The organism is Halomonas sp. CH40, from assembly GCA_041875495.1.
Taxonomy (GTDB): Bacteria; Pseudomonadota; Gammaproteobacteria; order Pseudomonadales; family Halomonadaceae; genus Vreelandella.
The window spans coordinates 2,343,303-2,358,526 of the sequence record CP112982.1; the positions used below are offsets into that span (position 1 = coordinate 2,343,303).

13 protein-coding genes and 7 tRNA genes are annotated in these 15,224 nt (G+C 51.6%); 4 read left to right on the top strand and 16 right to left on the bottom strand.

Annotated features, from left to right (window positions below; genetic code table 11):
* The first annotated feature begins 320 nt into the window (after positions 1-320).
* A complete protein-coding gene (locus tag OR573_10835; protein ID XGA79004.1) occupies positions 321-2,054 on the top strand; it encodes an EAL and GGDEF domain-containing protein in 1,734 nt (577 codons plus the stop codon).
* A 267-nt stretch (positions 2,055-2,321) separates the two neighbouring features.
* Here OR573_10835 and OR573_10840 read toward each other — a convergent pair whose 3' ends face one another.
* The 16 genes from OR573_10840 to OR573_10915 all read right to left on the bottom strand — a co-directional run bounded on the left by OR573_10840 (position 2,322) and on the right by OR573_10915 (position 12,283).
* Positions 2,322-2,903, bottom strand: coding sequence for a carbonic anhydrase (locus tag OR573_10840; GenBank protein XGA79005.1), 582 nt, complete (start codon positions 2,901-2,903; stop codon positions 2,322-2,324).
* A gap of 311 nt (positions 2,904-3,214) precedes the next feature.
* Entirely contained in the window at positions 3,215-4,063 is an 849-nt protein-coding gene (locus OR573_10845) for a sulfurtransferase (GenBank protein ID XGA79006.1), read from the bottom strand.
* A gap of 489 nt (positions 4,064-4,552) precedes the next feature.
* A complete protein-coding gene (locus OR573_10850; GenBank protein XGA79007.1) occupies positions 4,553-5,290 on the bottom strand; it encodes a hypothetical protein in 738 nt (245 codons plus the stop codon).
* Positions 5,287-6,930, bottom strand: a complete 1,644-nt coding sequence (locus OR573_10855; protein ID XGA79008.1) for an RNA-directed DNA polymerase — start codon at positions 6,928-6,930, stop codon at positions 5,287-5,289. The genes OR573_10850 and OR573_10855 overlap by 4 nt, the downstream gene beginning before the upstream one ends.
* Before the next feature lie 568 nt (positions 6,931-7,498).
* A tRNA-Ser gene (locus tag OR573_10860) sits at positions 7,499-7,586 on the bottom strand.
* A gap of 107 nt (positions 7,587-7,693) precedes the next feature.
* Positions 7,694-8,206 carry a YiiD C-terminal domain-containing protein gene (locus OR573_10865; protein XGA79009.1) on the bottom strand — a complete coding sequence of 171 codons (513 nt, stop codon included), beginning with the start codon at positions 8,204-8,206 and terminating at the stop codon, positions 7,694-7,696.
* 1 nt (position 8,207) lies between these two features.
* Positions 8,208-8,768 (bottom strand): nitroreductase family protein, encoded by a 561-nt coding sequence (locus OR573_10870; protein ID XGA79010.1) that lies wholly within the window; start codon positions 8,766-8,768, stop codon positions 8,208-8,210.
* Between the two features lie 48 nt (positions 8,769-8,816).
* Entirely contained in the window at positions 8,817-9,650 is an 834-nt protein-coding gene (queF, locus tag OR573_10875; GenBank protein ID XGA79011.1) for an NADPH-dependent 7-cyano-7-deazaguanine reductase QueF, read from the bottom strand.
* Positions 9,647-10,420, bottom strand: coding sequence for an ABC transporter permease (locus OR573_10880; protein XGA79012.1), 774 nt, complete (start codon positions 10,418-10,420; stop codon positions 9,647-9,649). Before OR573_10880 ends, queF begins: the two co-directional genes overlap by 4 nt.
* Positions 10,417-11,418, bottom strand: a complete 1,002-nt coding sequence (locus OR573_10885) for an ABC transporter ATP-binding protein (protein ID XGA79013.1) — start codon at positions 11,416-11,418, stop codon at positions 10,417-10,419. The genes OR573_10880 and OR573_10885 overlap by 4 nt, the downstream gene beginning before the upstream one ends.
* A gap of 153 nt (positions 11,419-11,571) precedes the next feature.
* A tRNA-Gly gene (locus tag OR573_10890) sits at positions 11,572-11,646 on the bottom strand.
* Between the two features lie 21 nt (positions 11,647-11,667).
* Positions 11,668-11,743 (bottom strand) — tRNA-Glu (locus tag OR573_10895).
* 87 nt (positions 11,744-11,830) lie between these two features.
* Positions 11,831-11,905, bottom strand: a tRNA-Gly gene (locus OR573_10900).
* A 19-nt stretch (positions 11,906-11,924) separates the two neighbouring features.
* Positions 11,925-12,000: transfer RNA gene (locus OR573_10905), tRNA-Glu, on the bottom strand.
* Positions 12,001-12,094: 94 nt separating this feature from the next.
* A tRNA-Gly gene (locus OR573_10910) sits at positions 12,095-12,169 on the bottom strand.
* A gap of 38 nt (positions 12,170-12,207) precedes the next feature.
* Positions 12,208-12,283, bottom strand: a tRNA-Glu gene (locus OR573_10915).
* Between the two features lie 182 nt (positions 12,284-12,465).
* On the opposite strand from OR573_10915, the gene msrB reads away from it, so the two are divergent.
* From msrB to OR573_10930, 3 genes are all read left to right on the top strand, one after another.
* Positions 12,466-12,864, top strand: a complete 399-nt coding sequence (gene msrB / locus OR573_10920) for a peptide-methionine (R)-S-oxide reductase MsrB (GenBank protein XGA79014.1) — start codon at positions 12,466-12,468, stop codon at positions 12,862-12,864.
* Positions 12,865-12,962: 98 nt separating this feature from the next.
* Positions 12,963-13,919 carry a ribosome biogenesis GTPase YlqF gene (gene ylqF / locus OR573_10925; protein XGA79015.1) on the top strand — a complete coding sequence of 319 codons (957 nt, stop codon included), beginning with the start codon at positions 12,963-12,965 and terminating at the stop codon, positions 13,917-13,919.
* Positions 13,916-15,163, top strand: a complete 1,248-nt coding sequence (locus OR573_10930) for a pyridoxal phosphate-dependent aminotransferase (GenBank protein XGA79016.1) — start codon at positions 13,916-13,918, stop codon at positions 15,161-15,163. Before ylqF ends, OR573_10930 begins: the two co-directional genes overlap by 4 nt.
* The last annotated feature ends 61 nt before the right edge of the window (positions 15,164-15,224 follow it).

A 15,224-nucleotide genomic window follows, 5' to 3' on the forward strand; every position in this document is an offset into this window, starting at 1 on the left:
CTGCCTGTGGCCTGCTTGCCCCATTATGAGTAAACGTCGTTTTATCCCCCCTAGGGGGATATCAACAGCTTAACAATGATGGGGAGCAGGAACAAAGGCTTGCAGCATATGAAAGCGCAGCGGTAGCCACAGCGCTGAACATATTCCGTCCCGCTGGAAACAACGGGGCGGCGCTGTCGGGTGCCGCCGAAGCCGCCACCGGCAGGCCATAATCACATTGATAATCAAAAAGATAGCCAAGCTCCGGGGAAGCCTGTCATTTTACCGTCACACCTATGCCGCATGATTGTCACTTTAGGTTAAGCGGGGCAGGTACCAGCATGACAGCGCATGAAGCACAATGGTTGGAACGCATTATCGACAAGGAACTGCTTGAGATTGTCTTCCAGCCGATTGTCGATGCCAGTGGGCCACGTATTTTTGGGTATGAAGCCCTGGTGCGTGGCCCTGCTGACTCTCCTCTGCATTCACCCCTGCGGCTTTTTGAGGTGGCCACCGGGACAGGCAAGCTGGTCGAGCTTGATCTGCTGTGTCGACGCCTGGCCATTCAGCGTTATGCCGAGCTTGCCTTACCGGGCATGCTGTTTCTCAACGTCATGCCCTTGACCATTATCGAACGTGATTTTGAAGAGGGCCTGACGCTTGGATTTATCCGCGAAGCCGGTATCCCGGCTGAGCAGGTGGTCATTGAGTTGACCGAACATGTGCCTATTCATGACTATGACCTGATGCGTCAGGCAGTCGATCATTATCGTGATATGGGCTTTCAGGTCGCGCTGGATGATCTGGGAGCCGGGCATTCCAGTTTGCGCCACTGGTCAGAGCTGCGCCCGGATTTCGTCAAGCTTGACCGGCATTTCATTTCCGGCATTGACCGTGATTCCGCCAAGCGTGAATTTCTCGGCTCCATCCTGGGAGTCGCCCGCAGCCTGAACTGTAAATTGATCGCAGAGGGCGTTGAAACAGCGGCAGAACACCTCTGCCTGTGGGAACTTGATCGTGGCCTGTCGCTTCTTCAAGGGTTTTATTTTGCTCGCCCAAGCGCCACACCCATTGAGCGTTTGACCATGCCGTTGCCGGGAACGGCAGATATCAGCCATAACCCTGGGCGCAGCGCGGGCACCCTGTGCAGACAAGTCGAGCCAGTCTCGCCAGAAGCTTCTATCCCACAGCTGGCTGAGCGTTTTCGCAACCATCCGGAGCTGCGTTGTGTCGCTGTGGTCAATGACGGCAAACCTCTGGGGGTTCTGCGCCGCAACCAGTTTTTGGCCCTGTTTACCAACCCCTACAGCCATTCGCTGTATGCAAAAACCCCGGTGATGCAGGTGGCGGATACGCGGATGTTGAGCGCAGAGACAAACATGTTGCTGGAAACCCTCAGCCAGCGCCTGACGGACAGCCACGACATTGAACAGGAAGACTTCGTGATTGTGGATAGCAAGGGCCATTACCAGGGAATGGGGAATATTGTTGACCTGCTACGCGAAATCACGGCCATTCAGGTGCGCCAGGCGCGTCATGCCAACCCTTTAACCGGCCTGCCCGGCAACATTCTCATCAATGAAACGCTGAGTGATCATCTGGCAGCCAGCACAGGTTTTGCTGCCGCTTACGTCGATCTGGATAATTTCAAAGCTTTCAATGATGCCTATGGCTATGCCCGAGGCGACCACGTCATCATCTCAATCGCACGACTGCTTCAGTCTCAGGTGGAAAGCGTCGGCGGTTTTACCGGCCATATTGGTGGGGATGACTTCATGCTGTTGCTGCCCCTGGCGCATTGGGAAAGTGTTATCCAGCAAATTCTGCAGCATGTTGAAACGATGGCACCGGGTTTTTATGAAGAAAGTGACCGCACACAAGGCGGCATCCACGTCGAGAATCGCCAAGGCAACGCCACCTTCTTTCCTTTTTTCAGTGTGTCAGTGGCGGTCAAACCGGTCGCGCCGAGCAGCGGCCTTAAAGCATTGGATATCGCCAGTGAACTGTCTGCACTCAAGCATCAGGCCAAAAAAGTGGCAGGTAACAGTCTGTTTGTTGACCGGCGTACATAAGGGTTGACCGGGAGCCTGAATAGGTTCAGCCACCAGCAGAATAATGCAGACGGTGATACCGGAACCACAGGAAAACACCTCGGTGCAATCTAGCAAATGCTTACAGAAGAGGAATCCACACACGGCCTAATCTTTAGCGCTTGCCGGCAACATGAACCTGACAAGTGATGACACAGCAGTTAAAAGGCTGCCGCAGATCTGCGCTTATGCCCTTGTTGGATGGGCACCATTATCTTGTGCCCACCCTGGCTATCTATCTAGCACAATCTATTTGGAGCGCCCTGCTGCGGTGGCTTCTGGTACTTCAATCAGCTTGCCGTTACTGACGTTATAGATGTAGCCGTGAATCGGAATATCTCCAGGCACCAGAGGATGATTGCGAATACGCTGCACATCTTCCAGAACACTCTGCTCCAGGTTAGAAATAGTCAGCCAACTGATGTGCTCACCCTCCGCAGAGCCACCACCGCCGCCAGCGTCATGCCAACCGGTTGCATCTACGCTGGCGCACTTCAGGCTGCTGCGCAACAGCTTGCGCATCACATCATCAGTAAACGTCTCCATACCACAGTCAGTGTGATGTATAACAAACCACTCGCGTGTACCCAACAATTTGTAGGAAATCACCAGAGAGCGAATCGCATCATCACTGGCTCGTCCTCCTGCATTGCGGATGACATGGGCATCACCCTCAGCAAGGCCAGCATACTTGGCTGGATCAAGGCGGGCATCCATGCAAGTCAGAATGGCGAAGTGCCGCCCTGGAGGCATGGGCAGGTTACCCTTCTCTCCAAAATTAGCGGAATAGTCCGCGTTTGCTGCCAGAACTTCTTCTTTGAGCTTACTCATGCTTATCTCCGTTGGTAGACATACCCGATACCGAGAACGTTAGGGTCTAGCAGCAAGCACCAAGCCTATGTTTTTTGCAGATGTTAATTTAGATTAAATCGAATGTCCAAAACTTACATACCGATTACACTGATAAATAACAGGAAAAGCCCCTTATCAATAAAGAGGGGCTTCACCGATTGTTGTAAGCAAGCAAAATTTCTTTCGAGGTATTCATATCACTCGACTTGGGTGGCAAGTTCACGGGCAATCGTGTCGAAGCTCACTGGCAACCACCCTACATGCAATAAGGGTTGCCCGCACATGCAGCACTAAGCCACTGGCAGCGAATCATCTCTGCCCCACTCTGACCAGGAACCGTCATACAGTGATAGATGATCATACCCGGCCAGCTCAGCTGCCAGCAAAATAATGCAGGCGGTGATACCTGAACCACAGGAAAACACCATCTGCTGCCCATTGCCGGATTGCAAGGTTGGAGCAAGCTGAGTAAATATTGCCTTGAGTTCGCTGGCGGGCTTGAAATGGTAACCCTCCAGCACCTCAGCAAAGGGTAGATTGCAGGAATGGGGAATATGGCCGCCGCGCACACCTGGACGGGGTTCTGGCGCCTGCCCCAGAAAACGCTCACGGGATCGGGCATCAATGACCGTTACCTGATCATCCTCCAGATGGTCTAAAACATATGCCGAGTCCCGAACCCGGTTATGATCAAGATTAGCCACAAAGCTGCCGGATGTTGCCGCATTGGCAACCGGCGCAGACACCACCTCTCGCCCTTCGGCCAGCCACTGCGGCAGCCCGCCATCCAGCACAAAAACGTGTTTGACACCCATCGCCCGAAAAATCCACCAAGCTCGAGGCGCTGAATAAATGCCCTGATTGTCATAGACCACCACCAGACTCTCAGCCGTAATGCCCAGCCTATGCGCTTCCCCAGTGACCTGTTTCTCAGTAGGAAAGGCGTGCGTCTGGGAAGATTGCGTGTCGCAGAGCCTACCCTCCAGGTCAATCTGGTAGCTGCCCGGTATCCACACCGGTTGATCATAAACAATCGGCTCTTTACCAATAACCGTCGCCATGCTCGCGTCAACCAGCACCAACCGTTGGTTATCCAGGTTTTCCTGCAGCCATTGGGTAGTCACAAGGGGTGAAGACATGGTGTTCTCCGGTCAGAGTTGGAAATGCATACGGTCGGTTTAGATACGCATCAGCGGCAAGCGATGCTACTTTCTTTAACCGCGAGCGTCTTGTCCAGTAAGCGTACTGAAACGCCTTGGAGATGTCTTCACCGCCAGAGCCCCAACGTGATTCTGATTAGTCAACATTGGCTAATCCGATTTGAGGATATCCCCGCAGCACGATAGCTGCAAAGTGGTCACACAGCATAGGGCCAGATTACTGGGTGGACATCATCATGATTTCTTTGTTGTAGCTAAAGGCAGCAATCGGCCAGGAGCGGATTTTCAGATTATTCTTATATGATGCCTACCTCACGCGTTGGTTTGAGTACGCAGGGCGTCGGCGGTTCTAGAACTCGTCAATAGCGTTGCACTTGGAACTTGAGACCGCCATGTATACCTTAAATATTAATTAGCCAATACTTAATATAACCTTAGATTCTTTCCATAAGTTCAAAATGAAGTGACTCAAGTATCCGGTAGCTCAATGAAATTATTTTCAGTTACAAAAATAAGAATTTGATGATATAAATCAGAAGGTTGAAGTGCACTTATATCATCACAAATCCGCTCTACGTTTTCTTCAAAGACCGTTCCCATTCTTGGATTATATAGCTCTACATTTCTTATTATGTAAGGTGACCTGCTATAATGATTCAGGGAAAGATATACCAACAACTGCCTTATATCATTGACGCTAAAATTCCTAAATCCAGCTTTAACCTCGATCAAAGAGTCGGCAAAAATAATATCGCCCTCGGCACTATTTAAGATCCCCAACCCTTCAAACTTTGGCGAAAAAGTTATGTCAGTAGCTCCTGCTGGGAAATATTTAACCATGTGAATTGCAATCGAACAAATATCAAGTAGCTCGTCTTTTAAGAGAGGAAGCTTCATAGAATTCCCGCGACTAAATATTTTCAACTTACTCTCGCAATCTTTTGCTAACTTATTGAAAATGACACTTGAAAATATTGACCCAGATCTAAGGTCACCCTCTTGTAATTCTCCAATCCTTACTAGCCGAAAAATCTCGAAAGCAATTGTATTACACAATGCGACATTTTCATTTCTCACTGGTTTTTCTGGCGCGTAAAGTGACTTCACCATTGCTTCATTAACTAACCTTATATAGTTATTGGCATTTGGAAGTAACTGAGACCAAAAGGAAGTAAATTTTTTAGAGAACGTGGTTTCGGAAATCATAAAGCATTCTCCAGATCTTTTTTCCCCACTCGCTCAGCCGCCCAATCTCGGTAAAGGCGCTCTATTGAATTGAAATTTCTCTTATTATGGTCCCGCCAGTGTTTGCCTTCATCGCCTAAAAAATATGATGCCAATATGAATGTTCGCCTTTGACGCGCATCCATTGTAGAAAATGTTTTCTTTATATCAGAAAGCCAGTAATGTGCTTTCCACTTGGTCATTACTTGAGTGACTAACTGACGTATAAGAACGCTGTCAGAGTATTCACCATAAAAAATAAGAAGAATTTCCTCGTTTTCAGCGGAGTGTTCCTGAGCAAGCAATTTTATAAGATAAGCAACATTAATATCTGTCTTTAAAATAAAAGATTTTTCACTTACAAGCCCACTTACTACTGACCGCACCTCTGATTTCGTCTCTTCACTTAGGCGGTTCCAGTTGGTTATAGCAACCTGCATTATAGTTGTGTATATAGGATAAAGGTCATTGAAATTATTAGAAATTACTTGAAAAGCACTTGAAAGCTGTTTGTCATCTGTAACCGCGAAGGCTTTTATCAACTGACGGCTGAAAGTTTGATTTATCTTCGATTTTTGAAGCTCCGAAGTTAGCATCCCAAGAAGATCGAACCCAGATAGTGATTGCTTAATTCCTTCATACTGCTCATCAGCATTCGGAGAATATGGGTCATACCTTATTGGAAGACTCATAAATTTGGCTTTCATCGGGGACTTTTCGTCTTCATCAACTCCTTTGAGTTTAGCTTTTGTAATGTTAACAAATTCATCCTTAGACATTATATTTGTTTTATGCTTCTGGAGCGTAAGTCCTTCGTTCTCCATCAACTTACGACTCAAAAAAGCGAGAGCCGAGTGCGCCTCTTCTTTCGATTTACAGAAAATCACATAATCATCAACATATCGCTTGAACTCAATTCGGTGGAGCTTCATTATTCTATCGACCGAGTCAAGAATCAATTCAGACAAAATCCGAGAAGCCGCGCCCCCGACTGGAAGACCATATGAGTTTGTGCCCGAAAAATACTGAACTAATGCTTTTATCTTAGAAGATATATTTTTTCCTGAGTCCAGCCTGTCCAAGGCATTCTCAAGGCGATGATGGTAAATACGAGTATAAAAATCTGCGATATCACAAACAACAACGTGTGATACGGCATCATTTTTTTCGCATAGCTCCAGACTATCAAACTGAAACTTCCTCCAGTTGACTTCTTCTGAGTAAAGAGAATACCTATCTACATCTAAATATATACGATAGGAATAAACGTATTTCGAAGAAAGCCTCTGATCTTCAATTTTTTTAGCCAAGCTAACAACTAAACCCAGAAAATAAACATTCCAAATAGGATCAATTTGCGTTGCCCACCTAAACCCGTAATACCCAACTGTAGAACAGCAATCCACATTTAACGGAGGAAATGAGTTTAGTGATTCACTAAAACTAGAGTGCACGTCTTTAAATAATTCTAGTATTTGGTTTTCACAGTCATCGAGCATTCTTGTTTCTAAAGGAAACGGAAATATATCCGTATCGCCAAAACTTACAATATTTCTAATGGCAAATCGGATAGAGGACTCAAAATCACCTTTTTCGAGTTTATTTCTGTTAATTTTACTCATAACCATCTACTTCCTTAGCAAGAAATTTACCGAATAAAATTAGCCATCGGATTTTTTTAAAACTAAAATAATTGACAAAACACGGCCTTAATTTTTATTGGAGCTTCATAACGCGAATGTCATATCTTTGCACATACCGAGGTTCATCAGCACCATACCGATGGCTTCTATCGGGTATATCCTCACCGGCTTTATACCAAAGCATATCTACATAATGCTCTCATGAAGTTGATAGCAAGAGTTAGCTATGCCCGTTCAGGGTCGTTATCTGCCTTTCATTCAATCATCTCTGTTACAGAATGTATACCCTGTCATTTGATACAGATCAGCGTGACTGCGGTGATTTTCATGATGTGACGTAGAGATATCAGCCCGCGGAGGATCGCAGGTTTGGATGAGTGATTTGAAAACTCCGGGGCCAAGATTTTTGGTGTCTTGGAAGGACATTCGCCCAAGAACTTCTCTTACGTTTCAATAGAAGCCAATGGGGGGATATGGATCAACGCATGGGTTGACCAAGTTGCGGGCACAAAAAAGCCGCTGAAATCAGCGGCTTAATCTAAATTTTTGGCGGAGGGGGAGGGATTCGAACCCTCGAAGCCTTTCGACTTACACACTTTCCAGGCGTGCTCCTTCGACCACTCGGACACCCCTCCGCGTTTTTTGCTCGGTTGTTTAAGGCGTTGCCTTTCTCAACAGAACGGCGCATATTCTATGCCCTAAGTCGCAAAATAGCAACTCTTTTTCAGCCTCAGGTTCAGCCTCAGGTGCTGGCTAGTACAACGTAGCGCCCTGTTGCTTCAAGGCAGAGGGTGTCGCCACAAAAAAGCTGCTGCTTGAGGGTGATACTGCCCTTCCCACGGGTTTGCAGTTTATCGGCCAATAGCTGAGAGCCTGCAGGCTCCTCGGGGGTACATATCATCCGGTAGTCATCGGTGACCGGGGCGATAAAGCGCTGGCTGGCATCGGCGACGACCACATCACGCTGCAAGCCTTGCTGACGCAGAAAGAGTGTTACCCAGCACCAGCCTTGCAGGGTGGCCTGGGCGGTCAGGGCGCCACCAAAGCCGGTGCCTTTGTCGTTCAGGCTGGGCGCGAGCGCTAGCTGCCATATCAGGGCGCCCTCCTCCTCGCTCATCGCTTGAATCCCCAGCGCAGCTACCATAGGGATCGCCTCTTCCAGCCAGCGCTGAAAGTCTAGCAGGTCTTCCGGGCCTTCCGGCAATGGCAGGCGTGGGTGAGCAATGCCAGGCTGACGTTCGGGTCTGCTGGCCATATCAGTCCCAGCGCTCAACAAAGTCACTGGTGCTGTGTTGGGCAACCGGTTTGTGCCGCCCGCCCAGGGTGCCCAGGTAGATAAAGGCAATCACTTGATCCTCCTCCCCCAGATTCAGCCCCTTGCGTACCACAGGATCGAAGGCGTATTTGCCGCTGCGCCACATGGCGCCGTAGCCCAGCGCATGGGCAGCAAGAAGAATACCGTGTGCGGCACAGCCTGCAGAAATTACCTGCTCAATTTTGGGTACCTTGGGGTTATCCGGGATGACCTTGGCGACCATCGCAATCACCATGGGCGCACGGTGCGGCTTCTTGCGAGCAGCGTTGAGGCTGGCATCATCAGCGTTGGGGTCTTCCTGGAAATCCGCTTCTGCGAACAGTTCTCCCAGTCGGTCCAGGCCTTCACCGCTGAACTCAACAAAGCGCCAGGGGCGTAACTCCTTGTGATCCGGCGCGCGCAGGGCGGCTTGATAGATGGTTTCCATCTCTTCAGATGATGGCGCGGGGGCCATCAATTTACCCATCGAACTGCGCTCATGCAGTAGTGTCAGTGCGTCCATTAGTGGCTCCCTGATCGGAAATAACCGAGCTTTTCGAATTCAATACGCTTATTGGCGTGCCAATCGCAGCGGGCGAGGTGGCGCCATGCCGGGGGTTGCCCGCCAGGGGCTGATATCCAGACCGCCTCGGCGCACATAGCGGGCTAGCACCAGCAGTTCGTCCGGAGCGGCGACACGCATCAGGTCAGTAAAGATATGCTCGACGCAGTGCTCATGAAAATCCTGATGCTGACGATAGCCAATAACGTAGCGCAACAGGCTTTCGCGCTCAATCTTACGGCCTTTATAGCGAATCAGCACGCTACCCCAATCAGGCTGGCCGGTTACCGGGCAGTTGGATTTCAGCAGGTGGGAATACAGGGTTTCTTCCACCTGCTCATCGCCAACTTCCAGATGGGTAGCCGAAGGCGTGTAGGCGGCTACCGCAATATCCAGCTCATCCAGGCACTCCCCTGGTAGTGTTTGAGGCGCAAGCTCTGGGCTGTCGACATCAAGCAACTCAACCTTGACTGGGGCACCGGCAGCCTTGGAAAGATCCTCCACCAGACGCTTGCTAACCGCTGCAGAGCTTGCAAAATGGGTCTGGTTAAAGCTGTTGAGATAGAGTTTCCAGGATTTGGATTCAATCAGGTGCGGCGATTCCGCTGGCGACGTAAAGCGCGCCACGGCGACAATCGGCTTGCCACGCTGGTTAAGCCAGCTCATTTCAAAGGCATGCCATTCATCTTCACCGGTAAACGGCAGCGCAGTGTCATCAATGCCCAGAGGAGCACGATTCGCAGCGCGAGCAATGGGATATAAAAGCCCGGCGTCATACTGCTCCGGGTAGTTTGATTCCCGCCCAAGCGGTGCGTTGGCAAGGGTTTCAGGACGATGACTCATGCGCGAATCCCCTTACCGCGTTCCAGCATTTTCAACGCCACCACAAACAGCACCAGTATAAAGCCAAAAATGGCCGCTAACGCCCAGCCAACCGGTATATCCGACACGCCCAGAAAGCCATAGCGGAAGACGTTGACCATATACAGAATCGGGTTGAGCATGGAAACAGCCTGCCAGAAGTCCGGCAGCATGGAAATCGAGTAGAACACACCGCCCAGATAGGTCAGCGGGGTCAGAATAAAGGTTGGCACGATAGAAATATCATCAAATTTGTTGGCCAGCAGCGCATTGATAAAGCCGCCAATCGAGAACAGTGCCGAGGTTAACACCACCACCAGCAGGGTCAGGAAGGGATGCTCCAGGGTGAGACGGGTAAAAAATAGCGACACAAGCGTCACTATCAGGCCAACCCCCAAACCACGGGCCATGCCGCCAAAGATGTAGCCCGACAGAATGACCCAGCTTGGCATCGGCGAGACCATCATTTCTTCCACCGAACGCTGAAACTTGTTCGAGAAGAAACTAGAGGCCACGTTGGAGTAGCTGTTGGTGATCACCGCCATCATGATCAGCCCCGGCACGATGAAATCCATATAAGTAAAGCCATCCATCGCCCCGATCCGCGAACCGATCAGGTTACCGAAGATGATGAAGTACATCGTCATGGTAATGGACGGCGGCAAAAGCGTCTGTGGCCAGATACGGGTAAAGCGCTTGATCTCTTTAAGCACCACCGTCCACAAGGCGACCAGCGTTTGCATTGCATTCATGCGCGCGCCTCCTTAGCCGATGCAGAGCCCTGGTTGGCTGGAATCCCCTCTTCAGCGGCTTTCTGGTCGATGGCGTGATTGCCCGCCTCTACCATGGAGACAAACATTTCTTCCAGACGGTTGGCACGGTTACGCATGGACACCACCTTGATGCCCTGCTGGCTGAGCGCCTCAAACACATCGTTCAATTCCTGCCCACGATGGAACACCAGGGCTAACTGGGTAGGCTCTACCAGGCTCAGCTCAAAGCCTTCCACTTCCGGGGCTTTATCAAGTGGCTGAGTGATATCGAGCAGGAAGGTTTCTGTATTCAGCTCTTTGAGCAAGGCGCGCACGCTGGTATTACGGATAATATCGCCGTGGTTGATGATGGCGATATTACGGCACAGGCTTTCGGCCTCTTCCAGATAGTGTGTGGTGAGAATAATCGTAGTGCCTTCATCGCGGTTGATGCGGCGCAAGTATTCCCACATGCTACGGCGCAGCTCAATGTCCACACCGGCGGTCGGCTCATCCAGAATCAGCAGTTTGGGGCGATGCATAAGCGCCCGGGCAATCATCAGGCGGCGTTTCATCCCGCCAGACAGCATACGGGCGCTGCCGTTGCGCTTGTCCCATAAGCCCAGATCGGTCAGCAGCTTTTCTGCCCTTGGCAGCGCTTCACGGCGAGTCATGCCATAGTAACCCGCCTGAGCCAGCACGATATCAAGCACTTTCTCGAACTGGTTGAAGTTGAATTCCTGCGGTACCACACCCAGCTGATACTTTGCCTTGGCAAAGTCGCGATCTGTATCGATACCGAAAATAGTGATCTTGCCGCTGGTTTTCTGCACTAGCGAACAGACGGCGCCCAAAGTCGTGGATTTGCCCGCGCCGTTAGGCCCCAGCAGGGCGAAGAAATCGCCTTGCTGCACATCAAGATCAATGCCTTTTAAAGCATGAAAGCCGTTGTCGTAGACTTTGGTAAGCCCACGAATCGACAGTGCCGGTTCGGCCATAAATATGTCCTGTCAGCAATGAAAGTAAATAGGAGAGATATAAGGGCGAATCTGCCGTTTTCAAGCTTTTCGGGAATATACAGATGCGTACAGGAGATAACCATTCGATCAACTTTTCGTTGTCAAACAGATCGGAGAAGGAGGAGTGAAACTTGGAGCGGGAAAGGAGATTCGAACTCCCGACCCTCGCCTTGGCAAGGCGATGCTCTACCACTGAGCTATTCCCGCTTGATGTACCGCTAGAACTGATGGCGTCCCATAGGGGGTTCGAACCCCTGTTACCGCCGTGAAAGGGCGGTGTCCTAGGCCACTAGACGAATGGGACTTATTAAATCTTGGAGCGGGAAGGTGATTCGACCGGGCTGGCGTTCCAGCTCACGACCCTCGCCTACCGTTCCGTACTACTAGATCTTGGAGCGGGAAAGGAGATTCGAACTCCCGACCCTCGCCTTGGCAAGGCGATGCTCTACCACTGAGCTATTCCCGCGTAAAACTGGTCTATCGGATGGCGTCCCATAGGGGGTTCGAACCCCTGTTACCGCCGTGAAAGGGCGGTGTCCTGGACCACTAGACGAATGGGACGCAATTATCGGCTAATTCTGGAGCGGGAAGGTGATGCGATCGGACTGGCGTTCCAGCTCACGACCCTCGCCTACCGTTCTGTACCGCTAGATCTTGGAGCGGGAAAGGAGATTCGAACTCCCGACCCTCGCCTTGGCAAGGCGATGCTCTACCACTGAGCTATTCCCGCAAACCTGACAGCACTTCCGATAACCCTGACTTGATAAGTGGCGTCCCATAGGGGGTTCGAACCCCTGTTACCGCCGTGAAAGGGCGGTGTCCTGGACCACTAGACGAATGGGACGCTGCGTTACCTCGTCGAGGTGGCGCGTATAATAATCAGCCCGTGAATAAGTGTCAAGCATCAATCTCAGCTGGTATCACGAAGGCAGATATCGCATGCTGGCAGATAAGCTAATCAGACACCTGGACACAGAAAATGGATTTTGCCACCCTTTTTAATATCGCCTTTTCAAGGAGGCTGCCATGACCAAACTGGAAAAACCCGCTGAACAATGGCGCGAACAGCTAACCCCCGAGCAATATCGTGTGACCCGCGAAAAAGGCACTGAACCGCCCTTCAGCGGTGATTACAACGTCACTGATGCCCATGGCATCTATCACTGTGTCTGCTGCAATGCGCCGCTGTTTGAAAACGAACACAAATTCAACGCCGGGTGTGGCTGGCCAAGCTTTGACCGTCCTTTCAGCCAGAACCGTATTGAAGAACACACCGATACCAGCCACGGCATGCACAGAACCGAGGTGGTCTGCGCCAAATGTGATGCCCACCTGGGGCACGTCTTCCCGGATGGCCCGACTGACACCACAGGGCTGCGCTATTGCATTAACTCAGTGGCCGTTGAGTTTCACCCTGGCGAATAACCCCCTACTTCAATAGCACAGCGAATTGTTAGTCCGGCAATGCGAGCGCCTTCTGCTAGAATGGTGGCTCGCTTTTTTTGTGCTCTCAGGAGAAACCCATGCTCGGCTGGTTCCCCGGTCATATGAACAAGGCGCGCCGCCAGATCAAGGAAGCGCTGCCCGAAATTGACGTTGTTATTGAAGTGCTTGACGCCCGCCTGCCCTATTCCAGCGCCAACCCGATGCTGGCAGAGCTTGCGCGCCACAAGCCGGTGCTGAAAATTCTCTCCCGGGCTGACCTGGCCGACCCTGAGCGCACTCAGCAATGGGTGGCTTTTTTCGATAGCCAGCCCGACACTCGGGCACTGGCGATCACCACGACCAATAGCCGAGAACTCAAAAGCATCCCGGCGCTTTGCCATAGCCTGGCAGGCGAAGTACGCGCTGACCGCGATGTTCGCGTGATGGTGATGGGCATTCCCAATGTGGGCAAATCGACCCTGATCAACGGACTGGCCAAACGCAAGATCGCCAAGACAGGCAATGAACCCGCCGTCACCAAGCGCCAGCAGAAAGTTCGCATTGATGGCCGGGTGGCGCTGGTTGATACGCCCGGGGTGCTATGGCCCAAGATTGAAGATCAGGCCAGTGCTTACCGACTGGCGGCCAGCGGTGCCATCCGCGATACTGCCATTGAATATACGGATGTGGGTATTGTGGCCTGCGCTGAACTGGCAAAACGCTACCCCGAGGCACTGAAAAGCCGCTACAAGCTTTCTTCCCTGCCTGCCTATGAAGCACTACAGAGCACTCATAACGTTGAGACTGATGGCCCTGAGCGTCCTGACTTTCTGGCCCTGGCCGGCTTTGATGGCCATGCCATTCTCAAGCAGATTGCCAGCCGCCGCGGCGGCCTGAGAGCCGGTGGCGAGGTTGACCTTCACCGCGGTGCAGAAGTGCTGCTGCATGAGCTAAGAGATGGCAAACTTGGCCGCATCACACTGGAAACGCCTGACGACATCCCTGCCCCGGTAGAAGAAACAGACGATAACGACGCTTATTGGAAGACATCATGACGATAACAAAGAGCTCTGAAACGCCCGTGCTACGCAAGTCACACAAGCTCGACAGCGTCTGCTACGACATCCGTGGGCCGGTGCTGGATCACGCCAAGCGCCTGGAAGAAGAAGGCCAGCGCATCCTGAAGCTGAATATTGGCAACCCGGCCCCCTTTGGCTTCGAGGCGCCGGAAGAAATTCTGCAGGATGTGATGCGTAACCTGCCGACAGCCCAGGGCTACTGCGATTCCAAGGGGCTGTATTCTGCCCGCAAGGCCGTCATGCAGGAATGCCAGCGCAAGCAGATACCCGGCGTGGGCATTGAAGATATCTATATCGGCAACGGGGTTTCCGAGCTGATCGTGATGGCCATGCAGGCGCTACTGAATGACGGCGATGAGGTGCTGATTCCTGCGCCGGACTACCCGCTGTGGACAGCCGCCGCCAACCTTTCCGGCGGCCGCGCCGTACATTATCTGTGCGACGAACAGGCAGAGTGGGCACCCGCCATGGACGACATTCGCGCCAAGGTGACCAGCCATACCCGGGCTATCGTGCTGATCAACCCCAACAACCCGACCGGGGCCGTCTATCCGCCGGAGGTCATTCGCGAAGTGCTGGCGATTGCCCATCAACACAATCTGGTAGTGTTCTCCGATGAGATCTACGACAAGATTCTGTATGACGGCGTCGAACACACCGCTACAGGCGCACTCGCCGAGGATGATCAGTTGGTCATCACCATGAACGGGCTATCAAAAAGCTACCGCTGTGCCGGTTTCCGTTCAGGCTGGATGACGATTTCCGGTGGCCTTGCCAAGCAGCGTTCCAGCGACTTCATTCAGGGGCTGACCATGCTGGCCTCAATGCGTCTGTGCGCCAATGTACCGGCCCAACACGCCATTCAGACGGCCCTGGGCGGCTATCAATCAATCAACGATCTGATTCTGCCCGGCGGGCGCCTGCTGGCTCAGCGGGATATTACCTATGACAAGCTGAATGCCATTCCTGGGGTCAGCTGCGTCAAGCCCAAGGGTGCTCTCTACGCCTTTCCGAAACTCGACCCTGGTGTATTTAATATCCAGGACGATCAAAAAATGGTGCTTGATCTGCTGTTACAGGAGAAAATCCTGCTGGTTCAGGGAACGGCCTTTAACTGGCCGGACCCGGATCATGTGCGTATCGTCACCTTGCCCTGGGCAGATCAACTGGGCAATGCGCTGGATCGCTTTGCTGATTTTCTATCTCGCTACCGTCAATAGGCTTGAGCTGCAAAAGCCGTTAAACATTATTAACTAACAAAATGCGGGTGGAGATTTGAAA

What these genes read in the sequence shown, in the direction of transcription:
- OR573_10835 (XGA79004.1), top strand. Translation starts at nt 321, where the DNA reads ATGACAGCGCATGAAGCACAATGGTTGGAACGCATTATCGACAAGGAA.
- OR573_10840 (XGA79005.1), bottom strand. Translation starts at nt 2,903, where the DNA reads ATGAGTAAGCTCAAAGAAGAAGTTCTGGCAGCAAACGCGGACTATTCC.
- OR573_10845 (XGA79006.1), bottom strand. Translation starts at nt 4,063, where the DNA reads ATGTCTTCACCCCTTGTGACTACCCAATGGCTGCAGGAAAACCTGGAT.
- OR573_10850 (XGA79007.1), bottom strand. Translation starts at nt 5,290, where the DNA reads ATGATTTCCGAAACCACGTTCTCTAAAAAATTTACTTCCTTTTGGTCT.
- OR573_10855 (XGA79008.1), bottom strand. Translation starts at nt 6,930, where the DNA reads ATGAGTAAAATTAACAGAAATAAACTCGAAAAAGGTGATTTTGAGTCC.
- OR573_10865 (XGA79009.1), bottom strand. Translation starts at nt 8,206, where the DNA reads ATGGCCAGCAGACCCGAACGTCAGCCTGGCATTGCTCACCCACGCCTG.
- OR573_10870 (XGA79010.1), bottom strand. Translation starts at nt 8,768, where the DNA reads ATGGACGCACTGACACTACTGCATGAGCGCAGTTCGATGGGTAAATTG.
- queF (XGA79011.1), bottom strand. Translation starts at nt 9,650, where the DNA reads ATGAGTCATCGTCCTGAAACCCTTGCCAACGCACCGCTTGGGCGGGAA.
- OR573_10880 (XGA79012.1), bottom strand. Translation starts at nt 10,420, where the DNA reads ATGAATGCAATGCAAACGCTGGTCGCCTTGTGGACGGTGGTGCTTAAA.
- OR573_10885 (XGA79013.1), bottom strand. Translation starts at nt 11,418, where the DNA reads ATGGCCGAACCGGCACTGTCGATTCGTGGGCTTACCAAAGTCTACGAC.
- msrB (XGA79014.1), top strand. Translation starts at nt 12,466, where the DNA reads ATGACCAAACTGGAAAAACCCGCTGAACAATGGCGCGAACAGCTAACC.
- ylqF (XGA79015.1), top strand. Translation starts at nt 12,963, where the DNA reads ATGCTCGGCTGGTTCCCCGGTCATATGAACAAGGCGCGCCGCCAGATC.
- OR573_10930 (XGA79016.1), top strand. Translation starts at nt 13,916, where the DNA reads ATGACGATAACAAAGAGCTCTGAAACGCCCGTGCTACGCAAGTCACAC.